This is a genomic window from Janthinobacterium pasteuri, assembly GCF_051380775.1.
Taxonomy (GTDB): Bacteria; Pseudomonadota; Gammaproteobacteria; order Burkholderiales; family Burkholderiaceae_D; genus Janthinobacterium.
The window spans coordinates 167,699-183,619 of record NZ_JBNYXS010000004.1 but is presented as its reverse complement, the minus strand read 5'-3'; the positions used below and the strand labels follow the sequence as shown (position 1 = coordinate 183,619).

Annotated in this window: 19 protein-coding genes; 8 read left to right on the top strand and 11 right to left on the bottom strand. The window is 60.0% G+C overall.

What is annotated here, in order from left to right:
• Positions 1-8 precede the first annotated feature (8 nt).
• The 4 genes from grpE to ACQ4WN_RS06520 form a co-directional block, all read right to left on the bottom strand.
• Positions 9-530, bottom strand: coding sequence for a nucleotide exchange factor GrpE (gene grpE, locus ACQ4WN_RS06535; protein ID WP_436550783.1), 522 nt, complete (start codon positions 528-530; stop codon positions 9-11).
• 344 nt (positions 531-874) lie between these two features.
• Complete coding sequence (hemH, locus tag ACQ4WN_RS06530) at positions 875-1,984, bottom strand: ferrochelatase (protein WP_436550782.1); 1,110 nt, start codon at positions 1,982-1,984, stop codon at positions 875-877.
• Between the two features lie 150 nt (positions 1,985-2,134).
• The gene (recN, locus tag ACQ4WN_RS06525) at positions 2,135-3,802 is read right to left on the bottom strand and encodes a DNA repair protein RecN (protein ID WP_436550781.1); all 1,668 of its coding nucleotides are present in this window, start codon (positions 3,800-3,802) and stop codon (positions 2,135-2,137) included.
• A gap of 48 nt (positions 3,803-3,850) precedes the next feature.
• Complete coding sequence (locus tag ACQ4WN_RS06520) at positions 3,851-4,822, bottom strand: NAD kinase (protein WP_436550780.1); 972 nt, start codon at positions 4,820-4,822, stop codon at positions 3,851-3,853.
• Positions 4,823-5,081: 259 nt separating this feature from the next.
• Between ACQ4WN_RS06520 and ACQ4WN_RS06515 the strand changes: the two genes are divergently transcribed.
• From ACQ4WN_RS06515 to gloA, 4 genes are all read left to right on the top strand, one after another.
• Positions 5,082-5,348: a hypothetical protein gene (locus tag ACQ4WN_RS06515; protein WP_436550779.1), complete on the top strand. Its 267-nt coding sequence runs from the start codon at positions 5,082-5,084 to the stop codon at positions 5,346-5,348.
• A gap of 39 nt (positions 5,349-5,387) precedes the next feature.
• On the top strand, positions 5,388-6,698 hold the full coding sequence (locus ACQ4WN_RS06510) for a PQQ-dependent sugar dehydrogenase (RefSeq protein ID WP_436550778.1): 1,311 nt from the start codon (positions 5,388-5,390) through the stop codon (positions 6,696-6,698).
• A gap of 118 nt (positions 6,699-6,816) precedes the next feature.
• Positions 6,817-7,239, top strand: a complete 423-nt coding sequence (locus tag ACQ4WN_RS06505) for an OsmC family protein (RefSeq protein WP_436550777.1) — start codon at positions 6,817-6,819, stop codon at positions 7,237-7,239.
• A gap of 112 nt (positions 7,240-7,351) precedes the next feature.
• A complete protein-coding gene (gene gloA, locus ACQ4WN_RS06500) occupies positions 7,352-7,759 on the top strand; it encodes a lactoylglutathione lyase (protein ID WP_010401713.1) in 408 nt (135 codons plus the stop codon).
• A gap of 4 nt (positions 7,760-7,763) precedes the next feature.
• On the opposite strand, the gene ACQ4WN_RS06495 is transcribed toward gloA, so the two are convergent.
• Entirely contained in the window at positions 7,764-8,669 is a 906-nt protein-coding gene (locus tag ACQ4WN_RS06495; RefSeq protein ID WP_436550776.1) for a LysR substrate-binding domain-containing protein, read from the bottom strand.
• Between the two features lie 92 nt (positions 8,670-8,761).
• On the opposite strand from ACQ4WN_RS06495, the gene ACQ4WN_RS06490 reads away from it, so the two are divergent.
• Positions 8,762-9,229 carry a DMT family transporter gene (locus ACQ4WN_RS06490; RefSeq protein WP_436550775.1) on the top strand — a complete coding sequence of 156 codons (468 nt, stop codon included), beginning with the start codon at positions 8,762-8,764 and terminating at the stop codon, positions 9,227-9,229.
• A gap of 69 nt (positions 9,230-9,298) precedes the next feature.
• On the opposite strand, the gene ACQ4WN_RS06485 is transcribed toward ACQ4WN_RS06490, so the two are convergent.
• The 4 genes from ACQ4WN_RS06485 to ACQ4WN_RS06470 form a co-directional block, all read right to left on the bottom strand.
• The gene (locus ACQ4WN_RS06485) at positions 9,299-10,639 is read right to left on the bottom strand and encodes a TolC family outer membrane protein (protein WP_436550774.1); all 1,341 of its coding nucleotides are present in this window, start codon (positions 10,637-10,639) and stop codon (positions 9,299-9,301) included.
• 141 nt (positions 10,640-10,780) lie between these two features.
• Positions 10,781-11,104, bottom strand: a complete 324-nt coding sequence (locus ACQ4WN_RS06480) for a rhodanese-like domain-containing protein (RefSeq protein ID WP_034788759.1) — start codon at positions 11,102-11,104, stop codon at positions 10,781-10,783.
• A 13-nt stretch (positions 11,105-11,117) separates the two neighbouring features.
• Positions 11,118-11,768 (bottom strand): protein-L-isoaspartate O-methyltransferase family protein, encoded by a 651-nt coding sequence (locus tag ACQ4WN_RS06475; protein WP_046684434.1) that lies wholly within the window; start codon positions 11,766-11,768, stop codon positions 11,118-11,120.
• A gap of 168 nt (positions 11,769-11,936) precedes the next feature.
• Positions 11,937-12,587, bottom strand: a complete 651-nt coding sequence (locus ACQ4WN_RS06470; protein ID WP_436550773.1) for a TetR/AcrR family transcriptional regulator — start codon at positions 12,585-12,587, stop codon at positions 11,937-11,939.
• A 647-nt stretch (positions 12,588-13,234) separates the two neighbouring features.
• On the opposite strand from ACQ4WN_RS06470, the gene ACQ4WN_RS06465 reads away from it, so the two are divergent.
• Complete coding sequence (locus ACQ4WN_RS06465; protein ID WP_436550772.1) at positions 13,235-13,750, top strand: hypothetical protein; 516 nt, start codon at positions 13,235-13,237, stop codon at positions 13,748-13,750.
• A gap of 169 nt (positions 13,751-13,919) precedes the next feature.
• Here ACQ4WN_RS06465 and ACQ4WN_RS06460 read toward each other — a convergent pair whose 3' ends face one another.
• Positions 13,920-14,147: a hypothetical protein gene (locus tag ACQ4WN_RS06460; RefSeq protein WP_436550771.1), complete on the bottom strand. Its 228-nt coding sequence runs from the start codon at positions 14,145-14,147 to the stop codon at positions 13,920-13,922.
• Positions 14,038-14,448 (bottom strand): hypothetical protein, encoded by a 411-nt coding sequence (locus tag ACQ4WN_RS06455; protein WP_436550875.1) that lies wholly within the window; start codon positions 14,446-14,448, stop codon positions 14,038-14,040. The genes ACQ4WN_RS06460 and ACQ4WN_RS06455 overlap by 110 nt, the downstream gene beginning before the upstream one ends.
• 68 nt (positions 14,449-14,516) lie before the next feature.
• On the opposite strand from ACQ4WN_RS06455, the gene ACQ4WN_RS06450 reads away from it, so the two are divergent.
• Together ACQ4WN_RS06450 and ACQ4WN_RS06445 are read left to right on the top strand one after the other, a co-directional pair.
• Positions 14,517-14,915, top strand: a complete 399-nt coding sequence (locus tag ACQ4WN_RS06450; protein ID WP_436550770.1) for a response regulator transcription factor — start codon at positions 14,517-14,519, stop codon at positions 14,913-14,915.
• 65 nt (positions 14,916-14,980) lie between these two features.
• On the top strand, positions 14,981-15,901 hold the full coding sequence (locus ACQ4WN_RS06445; RefSeq protein WP_436550769.1) for a GGDEF domain-containing protein: 921 nt from the start codon (positions 14,981-14,983) through the stop codon (positions 15,899-15,901).
• Positions 15,902-15,921: the final 20 nt, after the last annotated feature.

Sequence of the window (15,921 nt, the reverse complement as noted above, 5' to 3'; positions counted from 1 at the left end):
CACTCTGATTATTTTGCTTGCGCGGTCGTTACAATGGCTGGACGCAGCAGGCGGTCCGCAATCATATAGCCCTTTTGCAGGACGGACACGATGGTATTGGCTTCCTGCTCCGCTGGCACCACGGCAACGGCCTGGTGTTTCATCGGATCGAGCTTCTCACCCTGCACTGGCAATACTTCCACCAGGCGGTTGCGTTCGAACGCGGCGTTCAGTTGCTTCAGGGTCATCTCGACGCCTTCTTTCAGCGATTCGATGGTCGGTGCTTCCACCGTCAGCGCTGTTTCCAGGCTGTCTTTGACCGGCACCATGGCTTCGGCAAAGCTTTCCACTGCGAATTTATGCGCTTTAGCAACATCTTCCTGCGCACGGCGGCGAATATTTTCGCCATCGGCTTTGGCGCGCATGAAGGCATCGTGCATTTCTGCAAGACGCGCTTCGGCATTCGCCAGCTGCTCTTCCAAAGTAGGTTCTGCGGGAGCCGCGGCGTCCGCTTGCGGATTAGGTACAGCTTGGTTTTCCTGATCTTGCATCTAGAAAGCTCCTACAATCAATGACTTAAATGAGTTAGTCTAATTATCTTTACAACACTAACGGGCAGATGGGGCTATATCCTATTGTTTCAAGGGGTATGCATGGCAAAACCAGATTTCCATCGATCCATGTTACAGCTTATTACAAAGCACTTCCCATTTCGGGTAGCGATCCGTGCGCGCCCCCTTGATTTTCCAGGCTTCCCACCGTAAAGCGGGCATTCTACCAGCCCCGCCGCCGCCGTCGCCACTGACGACGTTGCTAACTGGATAGTACTTTTGTCGCGCCAGACATGACAAAGCCGCGCAAGCGCGGCTTTTTATTGCTTAAAAATTAATACCCCTTAATTCGCCGCGCCCAGCGCCAAGGCCGCCGCGCGTGCGCTTTCGCCCGCTTTCCTGTCCGCCTCGCGCTGCGGCGCCGTCTTCATCGTCGGCCAGCCGATCATGTGCTGTTCGGCAATTTCCGCCATGCCCGCGATCCAGGCTGGCGTTTCGTTCAGGCAAGCGATGTAATGAAACTGCTGGCCGCCGGCCGTTTCGAAATCATGCTTGGCTTCCATGGCGATCTCTTCCAGCGTTTCCAGGCAATCGCTGGTAAAGCCCGGGCACAGCAGGTCGACGCGCTTGACGCCCTGTTGCGCCAGCGCCACGAGGGTGGGCGCCGTGTACGGTTGCAGCCATTCGGCCTTGCCAAAGCGCGACTGGAAGGTTACCAAGTATTGCTCTTTAGTTAATTTTAACTTTTCCGCCAGCAGACGCGCCGTTTTCAGGCATTGGCAGTGGTACGGATCGCCCAGCAGCAAGGTACGCTTGGGCACGCCATGAAAACTCATTACCAGTTTTTCCGGACGGCCATGCGTTTCCCAGTGATTCAACACGGAATCGCGCAAGGCGTCGATATACGTGTCGTGCTCGTGATACTGCTTAATAAAACGCAATTCCGGCACATTGCGCACCGTGGCGTAATGGGCAAACACGGCGTCGTAGATGGAGCCTGTCGTCGGGCCAGAATATTGCGGATAGGCTGGCAGAATAGCGATGCGCTCGCAGCCTTCGCTTTTCAACTTGGCCAGCACCTCGGGCAAGGAAGGCGAGCCATAGCGCATGGCCATGGCCACCGTGACGCCGTCGTGACCACGCTCGGCCAGGGCGCCGGCCAGCAACTTGGCCTGCTTTTGCGTATGCACTTTCAGGGGCGAGCCCTCGCGCGTCCAGATCGACGCGTATTTCTTGGCCGACTGGCCGGAGCGGAATGGCAAGATGATCAGGTTCAAAATGCACCACCAGACCAGGCGGGGAATCTCCACCACGCGCGGGTCTGACAAAAATTGCTTCAGGTAACGCCGCACGGCCGACGAGGTCGGCGCATCGGGCGTGCCCAGGTTGACCAGCACCACGGCGCTGCGGTCGATACTGCCATGCGTGTACGGCGGTTCTGTTTGAAATGACATGAAATCTCTTCGAAGGCGTTGGATGGATTAGCTAGTTATTATAGTTGCATTGGGTTAATGGCGAAGCGCTGGGGTCAGGCCCTCAATGCCGCTAACGTCAAGCTCAGCGCTAACGCATCCGGGGGTCTGACCCCGGATTTAAGCCTCCGGTCAAATCGCCAGCAACTCGCGCGCGTGCTTGCGCGTGGTGGCCGTGATTTCCAGGCCACCCAGCATGCGCGCGACTTCTTCCACGCGGGCCTTGGCATCGAGCATGTCGATGCGCGACGCCGTCTTGCCATTGTCCAGGGTGCTTTTTGCCACCTGAAAATGCTGGTTCGCCTGGCTGGCCACTTGCGGCAAGTGGGTCACGCACAGCACCTGGCGTCCCTGCCCCAGGCGTTTCAGCAGGCGCCCCACGACTTCGGCGACGGCGCCGCCGATGCCGCTGTCGACCTCATCGAAGATCAGGGTCGGCGTGGTGGTAGCGTGCGAGGTGATGACGGAGATGGCCAGCGCAATGCGCGCCAGTTCGCCGCCTGACGCCACCTTGGCCAGCGAGCGTGGCGCCGTGCCCGCATGGCCGGCAACGAGGAATTCCACTTGTTCGAGGCCGTGGGCGGCCGGTACGCACGGGTGCAGGGCGATCTCGAAGCTGCCGCCCGTCATGCTCAGTTCCTGCATGGCGCGCGTGACGGCGTGCCCCAGCTCCAAAGCGGCGGCACGGCGCGTATCGGACAAGCGCTCGGCAACGCTGCGGTACTCGGCCTCGATCTTCGCTTCCTGGCGCAGCAAGCCTTCGATGTCGCTGGCGTCAGCCAGGTGCTGCAGATTTTCCGACAGCCTGGCGTGTTCCTCCGGCAACTCTTCGGGCGTGACGCGGAATTTGCGGGCCGTGCTGTGCATGGCTTCCATGCGCGCGTCGAGCTGGTGCAGGCGCTCCGGGTCCAGTTCGACCCGGTCCAGATAGTTGTTCAGCGCGTACACGGATTCCTGTAGCTGGATGCGCGACGATTCGATCAGGTCGACGATCGGCTGCAATTCCGCATCGACGGACACCAGCTTGCCCAGCTTCTGATTCAGGGTCGACAGTTGCGACACGATCGGGTGGTCTTCCGACTCGGAAATGAGGGACAGCGCTTCCTGCGCCCCTTCCAGCAGGCTGGCCGCGTGCGACAGGCGGCTGTGCTCGTTCGTGATCTCCGTCCACTCGCCGGGCTTGGCAGCCAGTTTTTCCAGTTCGCCCACTTGCCATTCCAGACGTTCGCGCTCGTACAGCACGTTGGCGGCATTCGTTTCGAATTCTTCGCGCTGGCGCACGAGGGCGCGCCAGCGCTTGTGCAGCGCCGCCACCTGCCGCCCATCCTGCTCCGCGCCCGCTTCGCGCGCCGTCGCCTGGCCGTCGAGCAGGGCGCGCTGCGCCTCGCTTTTCAGCAACGACTGGTGCGCGTGCTGGCCGTGGATATCGACCAGCATGTCGCCCAGTTCGCGCAACTGCGCGGCGGTGGCGGGGATGCCGTTGATGTACGCCTTCGAGCGGCCCGCATTGTCGATCACGCGGCGCAGCAGGGCGCCGCCATCGTCGTTGGCAAACTCATGTGCCACCAGCCAGGCTTGCGCCACCTCGCTGACGGAGAAGTCGGCCGTGATGTCGGCCTTGGCCGCGCCTTCGCGCACCACACTGGCGTCGCCGCGTCCGCCCAGCGCCAGGGTCAGCGCATCGATGAGGATGGACTTGCCGGCGCCCGTCTCACCCGTCAGCACGCTAAAGCCGGCGGAAAATTCCAGTTCAATGGTATCGACAATGACAAAATCGCGAATGGACAGTGTATGGAGCATGGCTTCTGTGGTTAGGCGGCGCACCGCGGGTTGACGTGGAGAAACTTATTAGCTGAGCTTGCCCTCGCCCGACGGGTACTCATTCCAGTGCAATTTTTCACGCAGGGTGTTGTAGTAACTCCACCCTTCCGGATGCAGGAAGGTAATCGTGTGCGGCGAACGGCGGATGAGGATGCGGTCTTGCTGCACCAGGCTGGCAAAGGTCTGCATGTCGAAATTGACGCTGATATCGCGCCCGCGCACGATTTCCACCACGATCTGGCTGGAGTCGGGCAGCACGATGGGGCGGTTCGACAGCGCATGCGGGGCGATCGGCACGAGCACGATGCCACCCAGGGTCGGATGCAACAAGGGGCCGCCGGCCGACAGCGCATACGCGGTCGAGCCCGTGGGCGTGGCGATGATCAGGCCGTCAGAGCGCTGGTTGTACATGAAGTGGCCATCGACTTCGACGCGTAATTCGGCCATGCCGGCACCGCCGCCGCGCGAGACGACGACATCGTTAACGGCCATGCCCACGTGAATCGACTCACCGTCGCGCAACACGCTGCCTTCGAGCAAGGTGCGGCGTTCGGCCTTGAAACGGCCACCGAGAATTTGCGCCAGCACGGGCAGCATGCGCTCGAGCGCGATATCCGTCATGAAACCCAAGCGCCCCTGATTGATACCGATCAAGGGGACATCGAATGGCGCCAACTGGCGCGCAATGCCCAGCATGGTGCCATCGCCGCCCATGACGATGGCGCAATCGGCTGCAGCGCCGATCTCGGCCGGCGACATGGCGCGCACGCCGGGAAAAGCCAGGTTCAGATGTGCGGCCGTCTCCGCCTCGAAGACCACCGTGTGGCCCAGCACCTGCAGGAAATCGACGATGCTTTTAACGGGCTCGGCAATGCCATCCGTATTCTGGCGCACGACCAGGGCGATGGTCTTGGCGCCCAGGTTGAAGCGCTCGCCCGGAGCTGGCAAGGTCGCGGCTGGCTGTTCGGCGCGTTGTTCGGCGGGTATATCGACGGGCATAAGAGTCTCGGTAGTGAATTCAGTGGCAAACCGCCCCAGGCTGTCGCGTCGCACGCCGGCATCGCATGATACTGTATATATGCACAGTATAGTGCGGCTGCCGTGTGCCCGCAAGGGGCGTTCTTGGTGTTGCACGCAGTGTAGCGCAGAAAAAGAATCGTCCATGCGTGCGCCAGCGCTCCCAGCTGGGACAAATCCACTTGCAGGTGGCCCGTCGCGGCAGGACACTGAGCTCACAACTTTACTCTCAGGAGGCCATATGCGTACCCCGCCAAGCGAACGCAAGATCAATACCGATGAAAAGGTCAGCAATGACGGCGTCGACCGCCTGCCGCACGAGCGCGATGAATCGCCCGACGCGCAAGACGTGCGCCCGCGCAAAATCATGCAACAGGCGGCCAGCGACCTGGAACGCGGCCTGGTCGATACGGACCGGCACGCCCAGCCCGGCGTGGAAAGGGTCAAGCCGGCCGCGCCGCAGCAAGCCCGCCCCGATGCGCAACTGGAACCAAAGAAGGCGCGCTGAATCGAATCCTCATGCACTGCTATTGTTCCGGAGTACGCCATGCACCGTTACGCCTGTTCCTTCCTGCTGGCCGCAGCCTGCGGCACCACGCTCGCCCACGCCCAGGCGCCCGCCATGCCCGTGGGCTTTGGCCCGCAACCCGCCCTGCCCGCACCGGACAGGCAATTCATTCCCACCGTCAACGTGGCGCCCGTGCAGCGCTGGACGGCTGCGCAGCGCCCCGTCGTCGCGCCCGGCCTTGCCATCCAGGCGTATGCGCGCGACCTCGACCATCCACGCTGGCTGTACGTGCTGCCGAATGGCGACGTGCTGGTGGCGGAAACGAATGCCCCGCCGAAACCGGACGACAGCAAGGGCATCAAGGGTGCCATCATGCAGATGCAAATGAAAAAGGCGGGTGCCGCCACGCCCAGCGCCAACCGCATCACCCTGCTGCGCGGCCTTGACGCGAATGGCGTGGCGCAATCGCGCAGCGTGTTCCTGCAAGGGCTGAACTCGCCATTCGGCATGGCCCTGGTCGGCAACGAGCTGTACATCGCCAATTCGGACGCACTGATGCGCTTCCCGTACGAAACAGGACAGACCGCCATCACGGCGCAGGGCGTGAAGGTGATGGATTTGCCGGGCGGCTCCATCAATCACCACTGGACCAAGAACGTCGTCGCCAGCGCCGACGGCAAATTTCTCTATGTTTCCGTCGGGTCCAACAGCAATGTGGGCGAGAACGGCATGGCGGCCGAAGATGGCCGCGCCGCTATCTGGCAATTCACACGCGCGACGGGCAAGGCACGCGTGTATGCCACCGGCTTGCGCAATCCGAACGGCATGGCCTGGCAACCCAAAACGGGCGCCCTGTGGACAGCCGTCAATGAGCGCGACGAGCTGGGCAACGACCTGGTGCCAGACTACATGACGTCCGTCAAGGAAGGCGCCTTCTATGGCTGGCCCTACAGTTATTTCGGCCAGCATGTCGATGCGCGGGTCAAGCCGCCGCGCCCCGAACTGGTGGCCACCGCCATTGCGCCCGACTACGCGCTGGGTGCGCACACGGCCTCGCTGGGACTGGCGTTTTATGACGGCACCTTGCTGCCCGCCCGCTACCGGGGCGGCGCCTTCATCGGCCAGCACGGTTCATGGAACCGCAAGCCCTTCAGCGGCTATAAAGTCATCCATGTGCCCTTCGCCAATGGCGTGCCCAACGGCCCGCCACAGGATGTCGTCAGCGGCTTCCTGGACGAGGACGGCAAGGCGCAGGGGCGCCCCGTCGGCGTGGCCGTCGACAAGGCAGGCGCGTTGCTGGTGGCGGACGACGTGGGCAATGTCATCTGGCGCGTGACGCCGGCGCCCTGAGCGTATGAGAGCCGCGCCGCGCATGCGTCCCTGCATGCGCCCCCTGTGTGACGCAACGAACGGAAGCGCAAGGGCGGGGCGCGCATGATGGACGCTCGAACCACGCAAGGAGTACATCATGAAAAAAACAGGATCAGCCGTCTGGAGTGGCGGCCTTAAAGATGGCAAAGGGTTTATTTCCACCGAAAGCGGCGCGCTCGACAATGTGGCCTATGGCTTCAACACGCGCTTCGAAGACGGTCCCGGCAGCAATCCGGAAGAACTGATCGGCGCGGCCCATGCCGCCTGCTTCACCATGGCACTGTCCGGCCAGCTGGGCGAGGCGGGTCTGCGCGCCACGGCCCTGAAAACCACGGCCGATGTCAGCCTGGAAAAAATCGATGGCAACTATGCCATCACGGCCGTGCACCTGACCCTGGTGGCGACCATTCCCGGCGCCACCGACGAAGCGTTCCAGGATGCGGCCCTGCGCGCCAAGCTGGGCTGCCCCGTGTCGAAGTTGCTGGCCACGCAAATCACGCTGGACGCCCATCTGGAGTAAGCATCTTAGCTTCCGCCGCCCCTGTGCCAGCGGGCGGCTGGGGCGGTCCCGGCAAGAAAGCCGTAAAACGCATAAAATCCTGCCATTCTCCTCTCACCCTCAAGGATTTACGATGCGTATTTTGCACACCATGTTACGAGTCGGCGACCTGCAGCGCTCCATCGATTTTTACACCAAGGTCCTGGGCATGAAGTTGCTGCGCACCAGCGACAATCCCGAATACCAGTACACGCTGGCCTTCGTCGGCTATGGCTCGAATCCCGACCATGCGGAACTGGAACTGACGTATAACTATGGCACTACCAGCTACGAGCTGGGCACGGCGTATGGCCACATCGCCATCTCGGCCGACGATATCGTCGCCGCTTGCGATGCGGCACGCGCGAATGGCGGCAACGTCACGCGCGAACCGGGCCCCGTGAAAGGCGGCAATACCGTCATCGCCTTCATCACCGATCCCGATGGCTACAAGATCGAATTGATCGAACGCAAGTTCGACGGCCAGGGCGGAGGCTTGTAATATCTCAGCCTGGCTCGACGGCCGCTGCAATCGCGGCGCGCAGCCAGGCTATCCCCGCATCGCCGTCCGTGCGGTGGTGCCGTATCACTTCAAACGCAAATGGCGCGATGGCAAATGGCGCAGCATGCTGTGCCAGCCCCAGCGCCGCGCTGCCGCGCAAGGCGCGCTGCGCCACCGTCAGGATCAATTCCGTCCCCATCACGACCTCCGGTGCGACCGTCCAGTACGGCACGCGCACGGCGATGCGGCGCGTCTGACCCAACTGGGCCAGCGCCGCGTCGACTTCGGCGGCCATGCCACCTTCGCTGGAGGCCACCAGCACATGGGGGCGCGCCAGATAGGTCTCCAGGTTCAGCGTTTCGCCCGGCGCCAGGCTGGCCGGGTCCAGCGCGCACACAAACGTTTCCTCAAACAAGGCTTCCCTATGGAGCTGTTTGGGCAGTTGCGGGAACACGCCCAGCGCCAAATCGATCTCGCCATCCTGCACACCGGCCACCACGGCCGAACGGCTGGCATAGCTCACGGCCAGGTCGATGCCGGGCGCTTCCACGCGCAAGCGGCGCAGCAAGGCGGGCAATACCAGCGCCGCGCCATAGTCGGACATGGCCAGGCGAAACACGCGTTGCGCCGTGGCCGCCTCAAAGACGGCGCCGCCGAGCACGGAGCGCACGCTTTGCAGCGCCTCGGCCAGCGGCCGCGCCAGCGCCAGCGCGCGCGCCGTGGGCTGGAAGCCGCCCTTGCCGCGTAGCAGCAGAGGATCGTCGAGCAAGTGGCGCAAGCGTGCCAGCGCATGGCTGACGGCAGGCTGACTCATGTGCAAGCGTTGCGCCGCGCGCGACAGATGGCGTTCGCTGAGCAGCGCTTCCAGGATTACCAGCAGGTTCAAATCGACGGCGCGCAAATTATTCATTTGGTGCATAGTTGAATGACAAATTACGAATTGGATTTAATCATGACAGCATAATACGATGTTCCCATCAACTCAAAGAGATGGAGTCAACCATGCAGGGATGGATAACCGTATTTGCCCCGCTGGCCATGCTGGCCGGTGCCGTCGTCCCCTTTCAGGCGGGCGCGAATGCCGCGCTGGGCCGCCACCTGGGCCACCCGCTGTGGGCCACCATTGCCTCGCTGGCTGTCAGCGCCGTGCTCGCGTCGCTGGTGATGCTGCTCTGGCGCGTGCCGACGCCCGATTTCCAGCTCGCCGTGCGCGGTCCGGGCTGGTCCTGGTTGGGTGGCGCGGCCGGCGTGTTTTATATTACGGCGGCACTGATGTTGGCGCCACGCATGGGTTCCGGCCCCTTCATGGCGGCCGTCATCGGAGGACAAATGCTGGCCGCGCTGGCCATCGACCGCTACGGCTTGCTGGGCTTTGCCGTCAAGCATATTTCTCCGCTGCACTGGACGGGCGCGGGCCTGGTGGTGGCCGGTGTCGTGCTGACACAATTCGCCAACAGCCGCGCCGTGTGACAACACCGATAGACGAAAAAAAACCAGCGCCGTTGCCGGTGCTGGTTTTCATTCAGAGCAAGTCCGCGCTTACTTGTCGAGCAAGGCGTTGACGGGCATCAAATCCGTTTCCTTCAAGGTGCCGGCCGCCGCCTTCAGGCGCAAGCCGTTCATGATGGTGTCGTAGCGCGCTTTCGACAGGTCTTTTTGCGTCGAGAACAATTGTTTCTGCGCATTCAAGACGTCGATATTGATGCGCACGCCCACCTGGTAACCGAGCTGGTTCGATTCCAGCGCCGATTTGCTCGACACTTCCGCCGCTTCCAGCGCCTTGACCTGCGCCAGGCCGCTGTTGACGCCCAGGAAAGCCTGGCGCGCGCCTTGCGACGCCGTGCGGCGTGCCGTTTCCAGGTCGTTGCGGGCCTTGTTTTCCAGCGCGATCGATTCGCGCACTTTGCTGGTGACGGCAAAACCGCTGAAGATCGGGATGCTCCACTGCACGCCGATGGCGTTATTGTTGTTGCCGTTGCCATTGCCGCCACCCGAGGAATAGCTATGGCCAGCGTTGGCGATCAGGTCCACGGTCGGGTAGTGGCCGGCGCGGTTGCGGCCGATGTCGCGCTTGGCCGATTCCACATTGAACTGCGCCGTGACGACGCCGTAGTTCTGCTCTTCGGCGGACGCCACCCACGGCTCGACGGCAGCCGGTTCCGGCGCGCTGATGACCACGCCCGTGCGCATGGGCGCCAGGCTCGTTGGCGCTTCACCGATGATGGTTTGCAAGGCGCTGCGCTTGTTCGCCAGGTCATTGATGGCGGCAAATTCCTGCGCCACCACCAGGTCGTAGGCCGCTTGCGCTTCGTGCGTGTCGGTAATCGTTTGCGTGCCGACTTCGAAATTGCGCTTGGCCGATGCCAGCTGCTCCGTCGTGGCGACCTTTTGCGCCTGCGTGGCGCCCAGGTTGTCCTGCGCGCTGAGCACGTCGAAATATGCCTGCGCCACACGGGTGATCAGGTCTTGCTGGACTTGCGCAAATTGCGCTTCAGCAATCGCTTGCGCCAGCTTGCTTTGCTGATAGGTTTCCCAGCGGTCCCAGCGGAACAGCGGCTGTGCCAGGGTCAGGTTGTAGCTGTTCGCACGCACGTTCACGGATGGCGAAGTGATCTTGCTGCCGCCATTGTTCTGGACGATTTGCTCCTGATTACCGCGCGTATTGCTACCCGAGGCGGAGATTTGCGGCAGCAAGCCTGCCAGCCCCTGCGGAACCCGCTCCATCCCGGCCGACAGGGCAGCGCGCGCACTGGCGTACTGCGCGTCATTGGCCAGCGCCTGCTGGTACACCTGGATGAGATCGGCCGCCTGCGCCTGCAGCGAGCATGTCATCGAGACAAAGGCGCTGGTCATCAGCACGGCGATAAGGGGTTTCCGCATTGCATTTCTCCGTTGGAGTCGTCAAAAGTTGATGGAATCAAAAATCTGCTACCGCGTGCCTTGCGCCCGCCGGATGAGCGGGGTACAGGCCTCCGCAGGCATGCAGGAAAACATGCCTGGGTGCATCTACTGCAAAATAACTTAGTATTTAGGCATTGCGCTGTCGACTTGCAGCGCCCAGGCATGCACGCCGCCCGTCAAATTACTGATCTTGCCAAAACCATTGCGCTCCAGGAAGGCCGCCACTTGCATGCTGCGCATGCCGTGATGGCAGATGCAGACGATCTCGGCGTCTTCATCGAGGTCATCGATGCGGGCAGGGATCGAATTCATCTGCATCAGTGTGGCACCATCGAGGTGGCACAGGTCGAACTCCCACTGTTCGCGCACGTCGAGCAAAAACGGGCGCGGGCGGGAAGGGTCAGCCAGCCAGGCGGCCAGCTGCGGTGCACTCAAATGCTCCATCGAATCGGTCGCCTCAGAACTGGAAATGCGACGGGGCCACGGCTTGCAGCGGCGTGACGTTGGTTTCAAACAGCTTGCGCGTGTCGTAAGCCTTGTCCGAGCTGCGCGTGATCAAATGCGCCGACATGATCGGCGCTTCGCCGATGATGGCCAGGATACGGCCGCCGACTTTCACTTGTTGCAACAGCGCTTCCGGCAACACGGCCAGGGCACCGGAGACGACGATCACGTCGTATGGTGCGCCCTTGCTCCAGCCCTGGGCGCCGTCGCCCAGTTCCACGGTCACATTGGTCACGCCGTTGGCGGCCAGGTTCTGCTCGGCCAGGGTTTTCAATTGGGGCACGATTTCCACGCTCGTCACATGACGCGCCTTGTGCGCCAGCAAAGCAGCCATGTAGCCGCTACCGGTGCCGATCTCCAGCACATTTTCATGCTTTTTGACGGCGACGTCTTGCAAAATGCGCGCTTCCAGCTTCGGCGTGAGCATGCATTCGCCGCCGCCCAGTGGAATTTCCGTATCGACGAAGGCCAGGTTTTTATAGGCGGCCGGCACGAAATCTTCACGCTTGACCACGTTCAACAGCTCCAGCACGTCGATATCCAGTACGTCCCATGGACGGATCTGCTGTTCGATCATATTGAAGCGGGCTTGTTCGATATTCATCTTTGGACTCGGTAAGTGAAGTAATAATCCGCCATTTTATCGTTGAACTGGCTGAAAGCACATGTTAACCATAAAGGCGGGAAATGGAGGAAATTTGCGACGATCTGCAGATTTGGGGGGGCGAACCTTGGAAAGGGGCAACTGAACGGTAGTCGCGGGCACGCTGCGTCAGTTTTTCCCGGGCATCTCCACCTGCAGGCTGCGCAAGCTCATGTCGATAAACGCATCCATGTAGGCGAGCGGATCGATATTCTTGACCTCGCATGGCAGGTAAGAGTGCGTCCACATCATGAGCATGGTGACGGGCGCGCTGAGGATAGTGCTGACCAGCACGGGATCGATCTGACGGAATTCGCCGCGCTGCATGCCCCGTTCCAGCAGGCTGACGATCAGCCCATTGCCGCGCGCAACGACCTCTTCGTTGTAAAACTGCGCCAGTTCCGGGAAATTGTTCGCTTCGGCCAGCATCAGCTTGGTCAAACCGGCCAGCTTGGTGGCGCCGAACTCTTCCCACCACTGCATCATCACCTTGCGCAACAACTCGGCGCTGCTGCTGTCCGAAGCGGCCATGCTGTCTTCCGCCTCGCCGATCGACTGCACGATATTGTCGCGTACCACGGCCTTGAACAGCTCTTGTTTATTCTCAAAGTACAGGTACAGCGTGCCCTTCGACACGCCGGCCCGCTTGGCCACATCCTCCAGGCGCGTCGATGCGAACCCCCGTTCGACAAACAGGTCGAGGGCGGCGGCGAGCAACTCCTGCGGGCGGGCATCCTTGCGCCGCTCCCAGCGGGGCTTGGTATCAATCGGGGCTTGCATGTATCTTTCCAAGTAACTTACTTTTGAGTCATTAATAGTAGACCTGTCTACCGCCAAGGTCAAGCGCTGGCGTTGGACGACGCATAAGTTTGCACGGACGACAGATAAAGTTGTACGCGACGACGCATAAACCTGCACGCGGTGCAAAGCTCGGATGCACGTTGCTGACGGCTCCGGCAACCACAATGCCGCATAACCTCGTACTCATGCCTCCATCCCGATGCAAAAAGCCTTAGGTTACCGGCCAACCATGCTTTGCAAGGCCATTATAGCGGTCTGAGGTAGGGAAGAAGTAGCGGTCGTGAGGTCCGCAGCGAATCGTATGGATAGCATACGCGGGCGCTCGGCTTGTTTGGCCTGGGAATGTCATCCAGCGAAGGGCTATGGCTTATGCTCTCGATCATTGGGTAGGCGCCCGACAACTGGCCGGTATGCGCAGGCAGGGACCGGCTTAATTCGGGTTTTCGCTTGAGCATCACCCGTAAGTCTTTGATTTTTAAAGCAGTGAATTGCCAGAAATCGAATTAATCAGCTCTCCCTGGAGCCAGCTCAAAATGGTTCAAGCAAGACGCTACCCCGAACATGCGATAATTGCCAGCGCGCATACTTTCTTGCGTCCAGAGGCAGATAAAAGGAGACGAGGTTCAATGCAAAAACCCGATCTTATTCTGCAAATAACGTCGCCGGCGCCGTTCCGGCTCCAAGGAATCTTGCTGTGCACGATCGCGCTCGCAATCCTCGCTTTCACGGTGAAAAAGAATGCAAATGTCCTGATGACAATGACAATGGACGCGGTGGGAACAGGGGCGGTTATTCTTATATTCGTGTTTGTAGCGGGCGCCGTACTGTTCAAGAATATTTGCGGTAAGGAAGAAATATTGTTCGTCAAGGACGGCGCGCCCGCTGGAACAGCGGCTGCCTCCGCGATTGTGTGCGGCGATCTGATCGCAATTGAACGCAAGCCACTTCCTCTTCCCATGACCGCGGATGGCAAGATGGCCATGCTCGGCCTGGGCGGTGAAAGGCTGATGTTATTCACCAAGACGAGCGCCTTCCCATTCGGGATTGGCCTCTCCGACGCGGCGGCGATGGCGGCAATTAAACAGATCGAGGAGTTTTGCGGCAGGCCGTTGCTGCGTCACGGCAAGGCCGGTCAGCAATAGCCAGCCAGACGACGCGCGTCAAGCAAGCGCCAGGCATCTCCGCAACCGCGATGCCTGCGTAGTTCCTCCTCCCCGCCGCCGGCACGTTCGATTTGCGGTTGTAACGCCAGTATGTGACGCGTTCTCGGCGCACTTTCTAGCAGGGACTTGAGCGGTCCGGTTTGGCAGTCTATAAGCTCGTCCACAGCCAGTAGCCAACGATGGAGCGCAAGGTGTGTGCCGCAAGGTCGTCCATGCCGTTGGAGGGGGCCAGCAGCGCGTTGTCGATGGGGGCGTAATACAGCGCGTCAACCGTAAAGTCGCGCAGGGCGGCATCGGCTCCGATGAGAGAGACGTCCGGGTAGGTATTCGCGCTTAACAAGCCGGTCGAGCTGTTCGAACAGCATCTGGCGTTCACCGACGTCGGCGCTGTATAGCGAAGCCGAGAGCATCAATTCGGCACCGGGCAGAAACAAGCCATACACCAGTTGATCGGCCACGGCGGCACGTTTGACATGGCTGGCGCGCAAACCAAAGCGAACGGTCGAGGCGTCAGCGGCGACCAGCCTGAAACCGCTCAAAAGCGAGAGCGAATTCGGGGACATTTGCATGCGCGGCAGCGTGTAGCCATTCCTGGGTCTTACTAGTCGGGGGCGGATCGACTCCTGCTGTTCGCTACGGACTTTAATAGTTAAAATAAAGGCAACCGTTGAAATCAATAAAATTTTTTTATGCGCACAAACTTTTGTAGTACAGTAAATTCTTAAGGAAAAGTCTAGGAAAACGTATGCCTGAACCTTCTGGTGTAAGTGTGTTTATCATAGATGACAATGAAACAACACGTGCGGTATTACGTATGATTATTCAGGGCGACGCCTATCATGTAATCGGCGAAGCCAACAACGGGATGTTAGGCCTGGAACGGGCGCGGCGATTGCGTCCTGACATTGTCTGTCTGGACATTGAAATGCCAGGCAGCAATGGTTTAGATGTCTTGGTGGAAATCAAAAAAAAATTACCCAATACAGTTGTTTTGATGGTGACTGGCAGTAATGACCGAGCAACCATCGTTACGGCAATTCAGCTTGGAGCCAGCGGATTCATTTTAAAACCATTTAATTCTGGTATCGTGCTCGATACTCTGGATAAAACTGTCGCGCTCTTAAAGCCACGTCTGAAAAAATAGTGGTTAATAGTGGAACACGTGTGCTGACCGTGGGTTCCGTTGTGATACTTTATTGAGTAAGCGATATGAATAATTTAACTGAAGAGCAAAGCCGGATTTTGATTATTGACGATAGCGTCACTTCCATTCGGCTGCTAAGCGCGATATTGAAAGATCTGGGAAGAATCTGGTTTGCCACCAGCGGAGAAGCTGGCATCGCGCTGGCGCGCGAGCATCAACCACAACTCATATTTCTGGACGTCGAAATGCCGGTGATGAACGGCTATGAAGTATGCAAGCTGCTAAAGGAAAATTCTGAAACGCGCGATGCATCGATTATTTTCATTACAGGACAATCGAGCATAGAAAGTGAAATCCAGGCATTAGAAGCGGGCGCCGTCGATTTCATTACCAAGCCCTTGAACCAGCCAGTCGTCAGGGCGCGCGCGTGCACACAACTGAAGGTACAGCGTCAGGCGGCAGCATTGGTCCGCTTGGCCAATCGAGATGGACTGACCGGGCTGTTTAATCGCCGCTATTTCAATGAGATGATCGAATTGGAATTTTTGCGCCATCAACGACAGGGCCTCTCTCTTGGCCTGGCGTTCATTGATATCGACCACTTCAAGGCATTTAATGATGGCTACGGGCATTTGGAGGGGGATACTTGCCTGAGCAAGGTGGCGCAATCCATCGCCTTGGGAACAAGACGCCCCGGCGAAATCGTCGCCCGTTACGGGGGCGAAGAATTTGTGGCGATTTTGCCGCATACGGCACTGGAAGATGCGAACAAATATGGCGCGTGGCTGTGCGAAAAAGTTTATGATTTGAAACTTCCTCATCAGTTTTCTTCCTGCGCCAGTGTCGTCACGATCAGTGTCGGCGTGGCAGCGTTAGTGCCGAGTGAAAAATGTACGATTAGACAACTTATCAATGCGGCGGATCAGGCGCTGTATCGCGCCAAAGCGGCTGGTCGAAACAGGGTCGTCGCATCAGATTCTGCATAAGCGATGATTGATCTCATCCG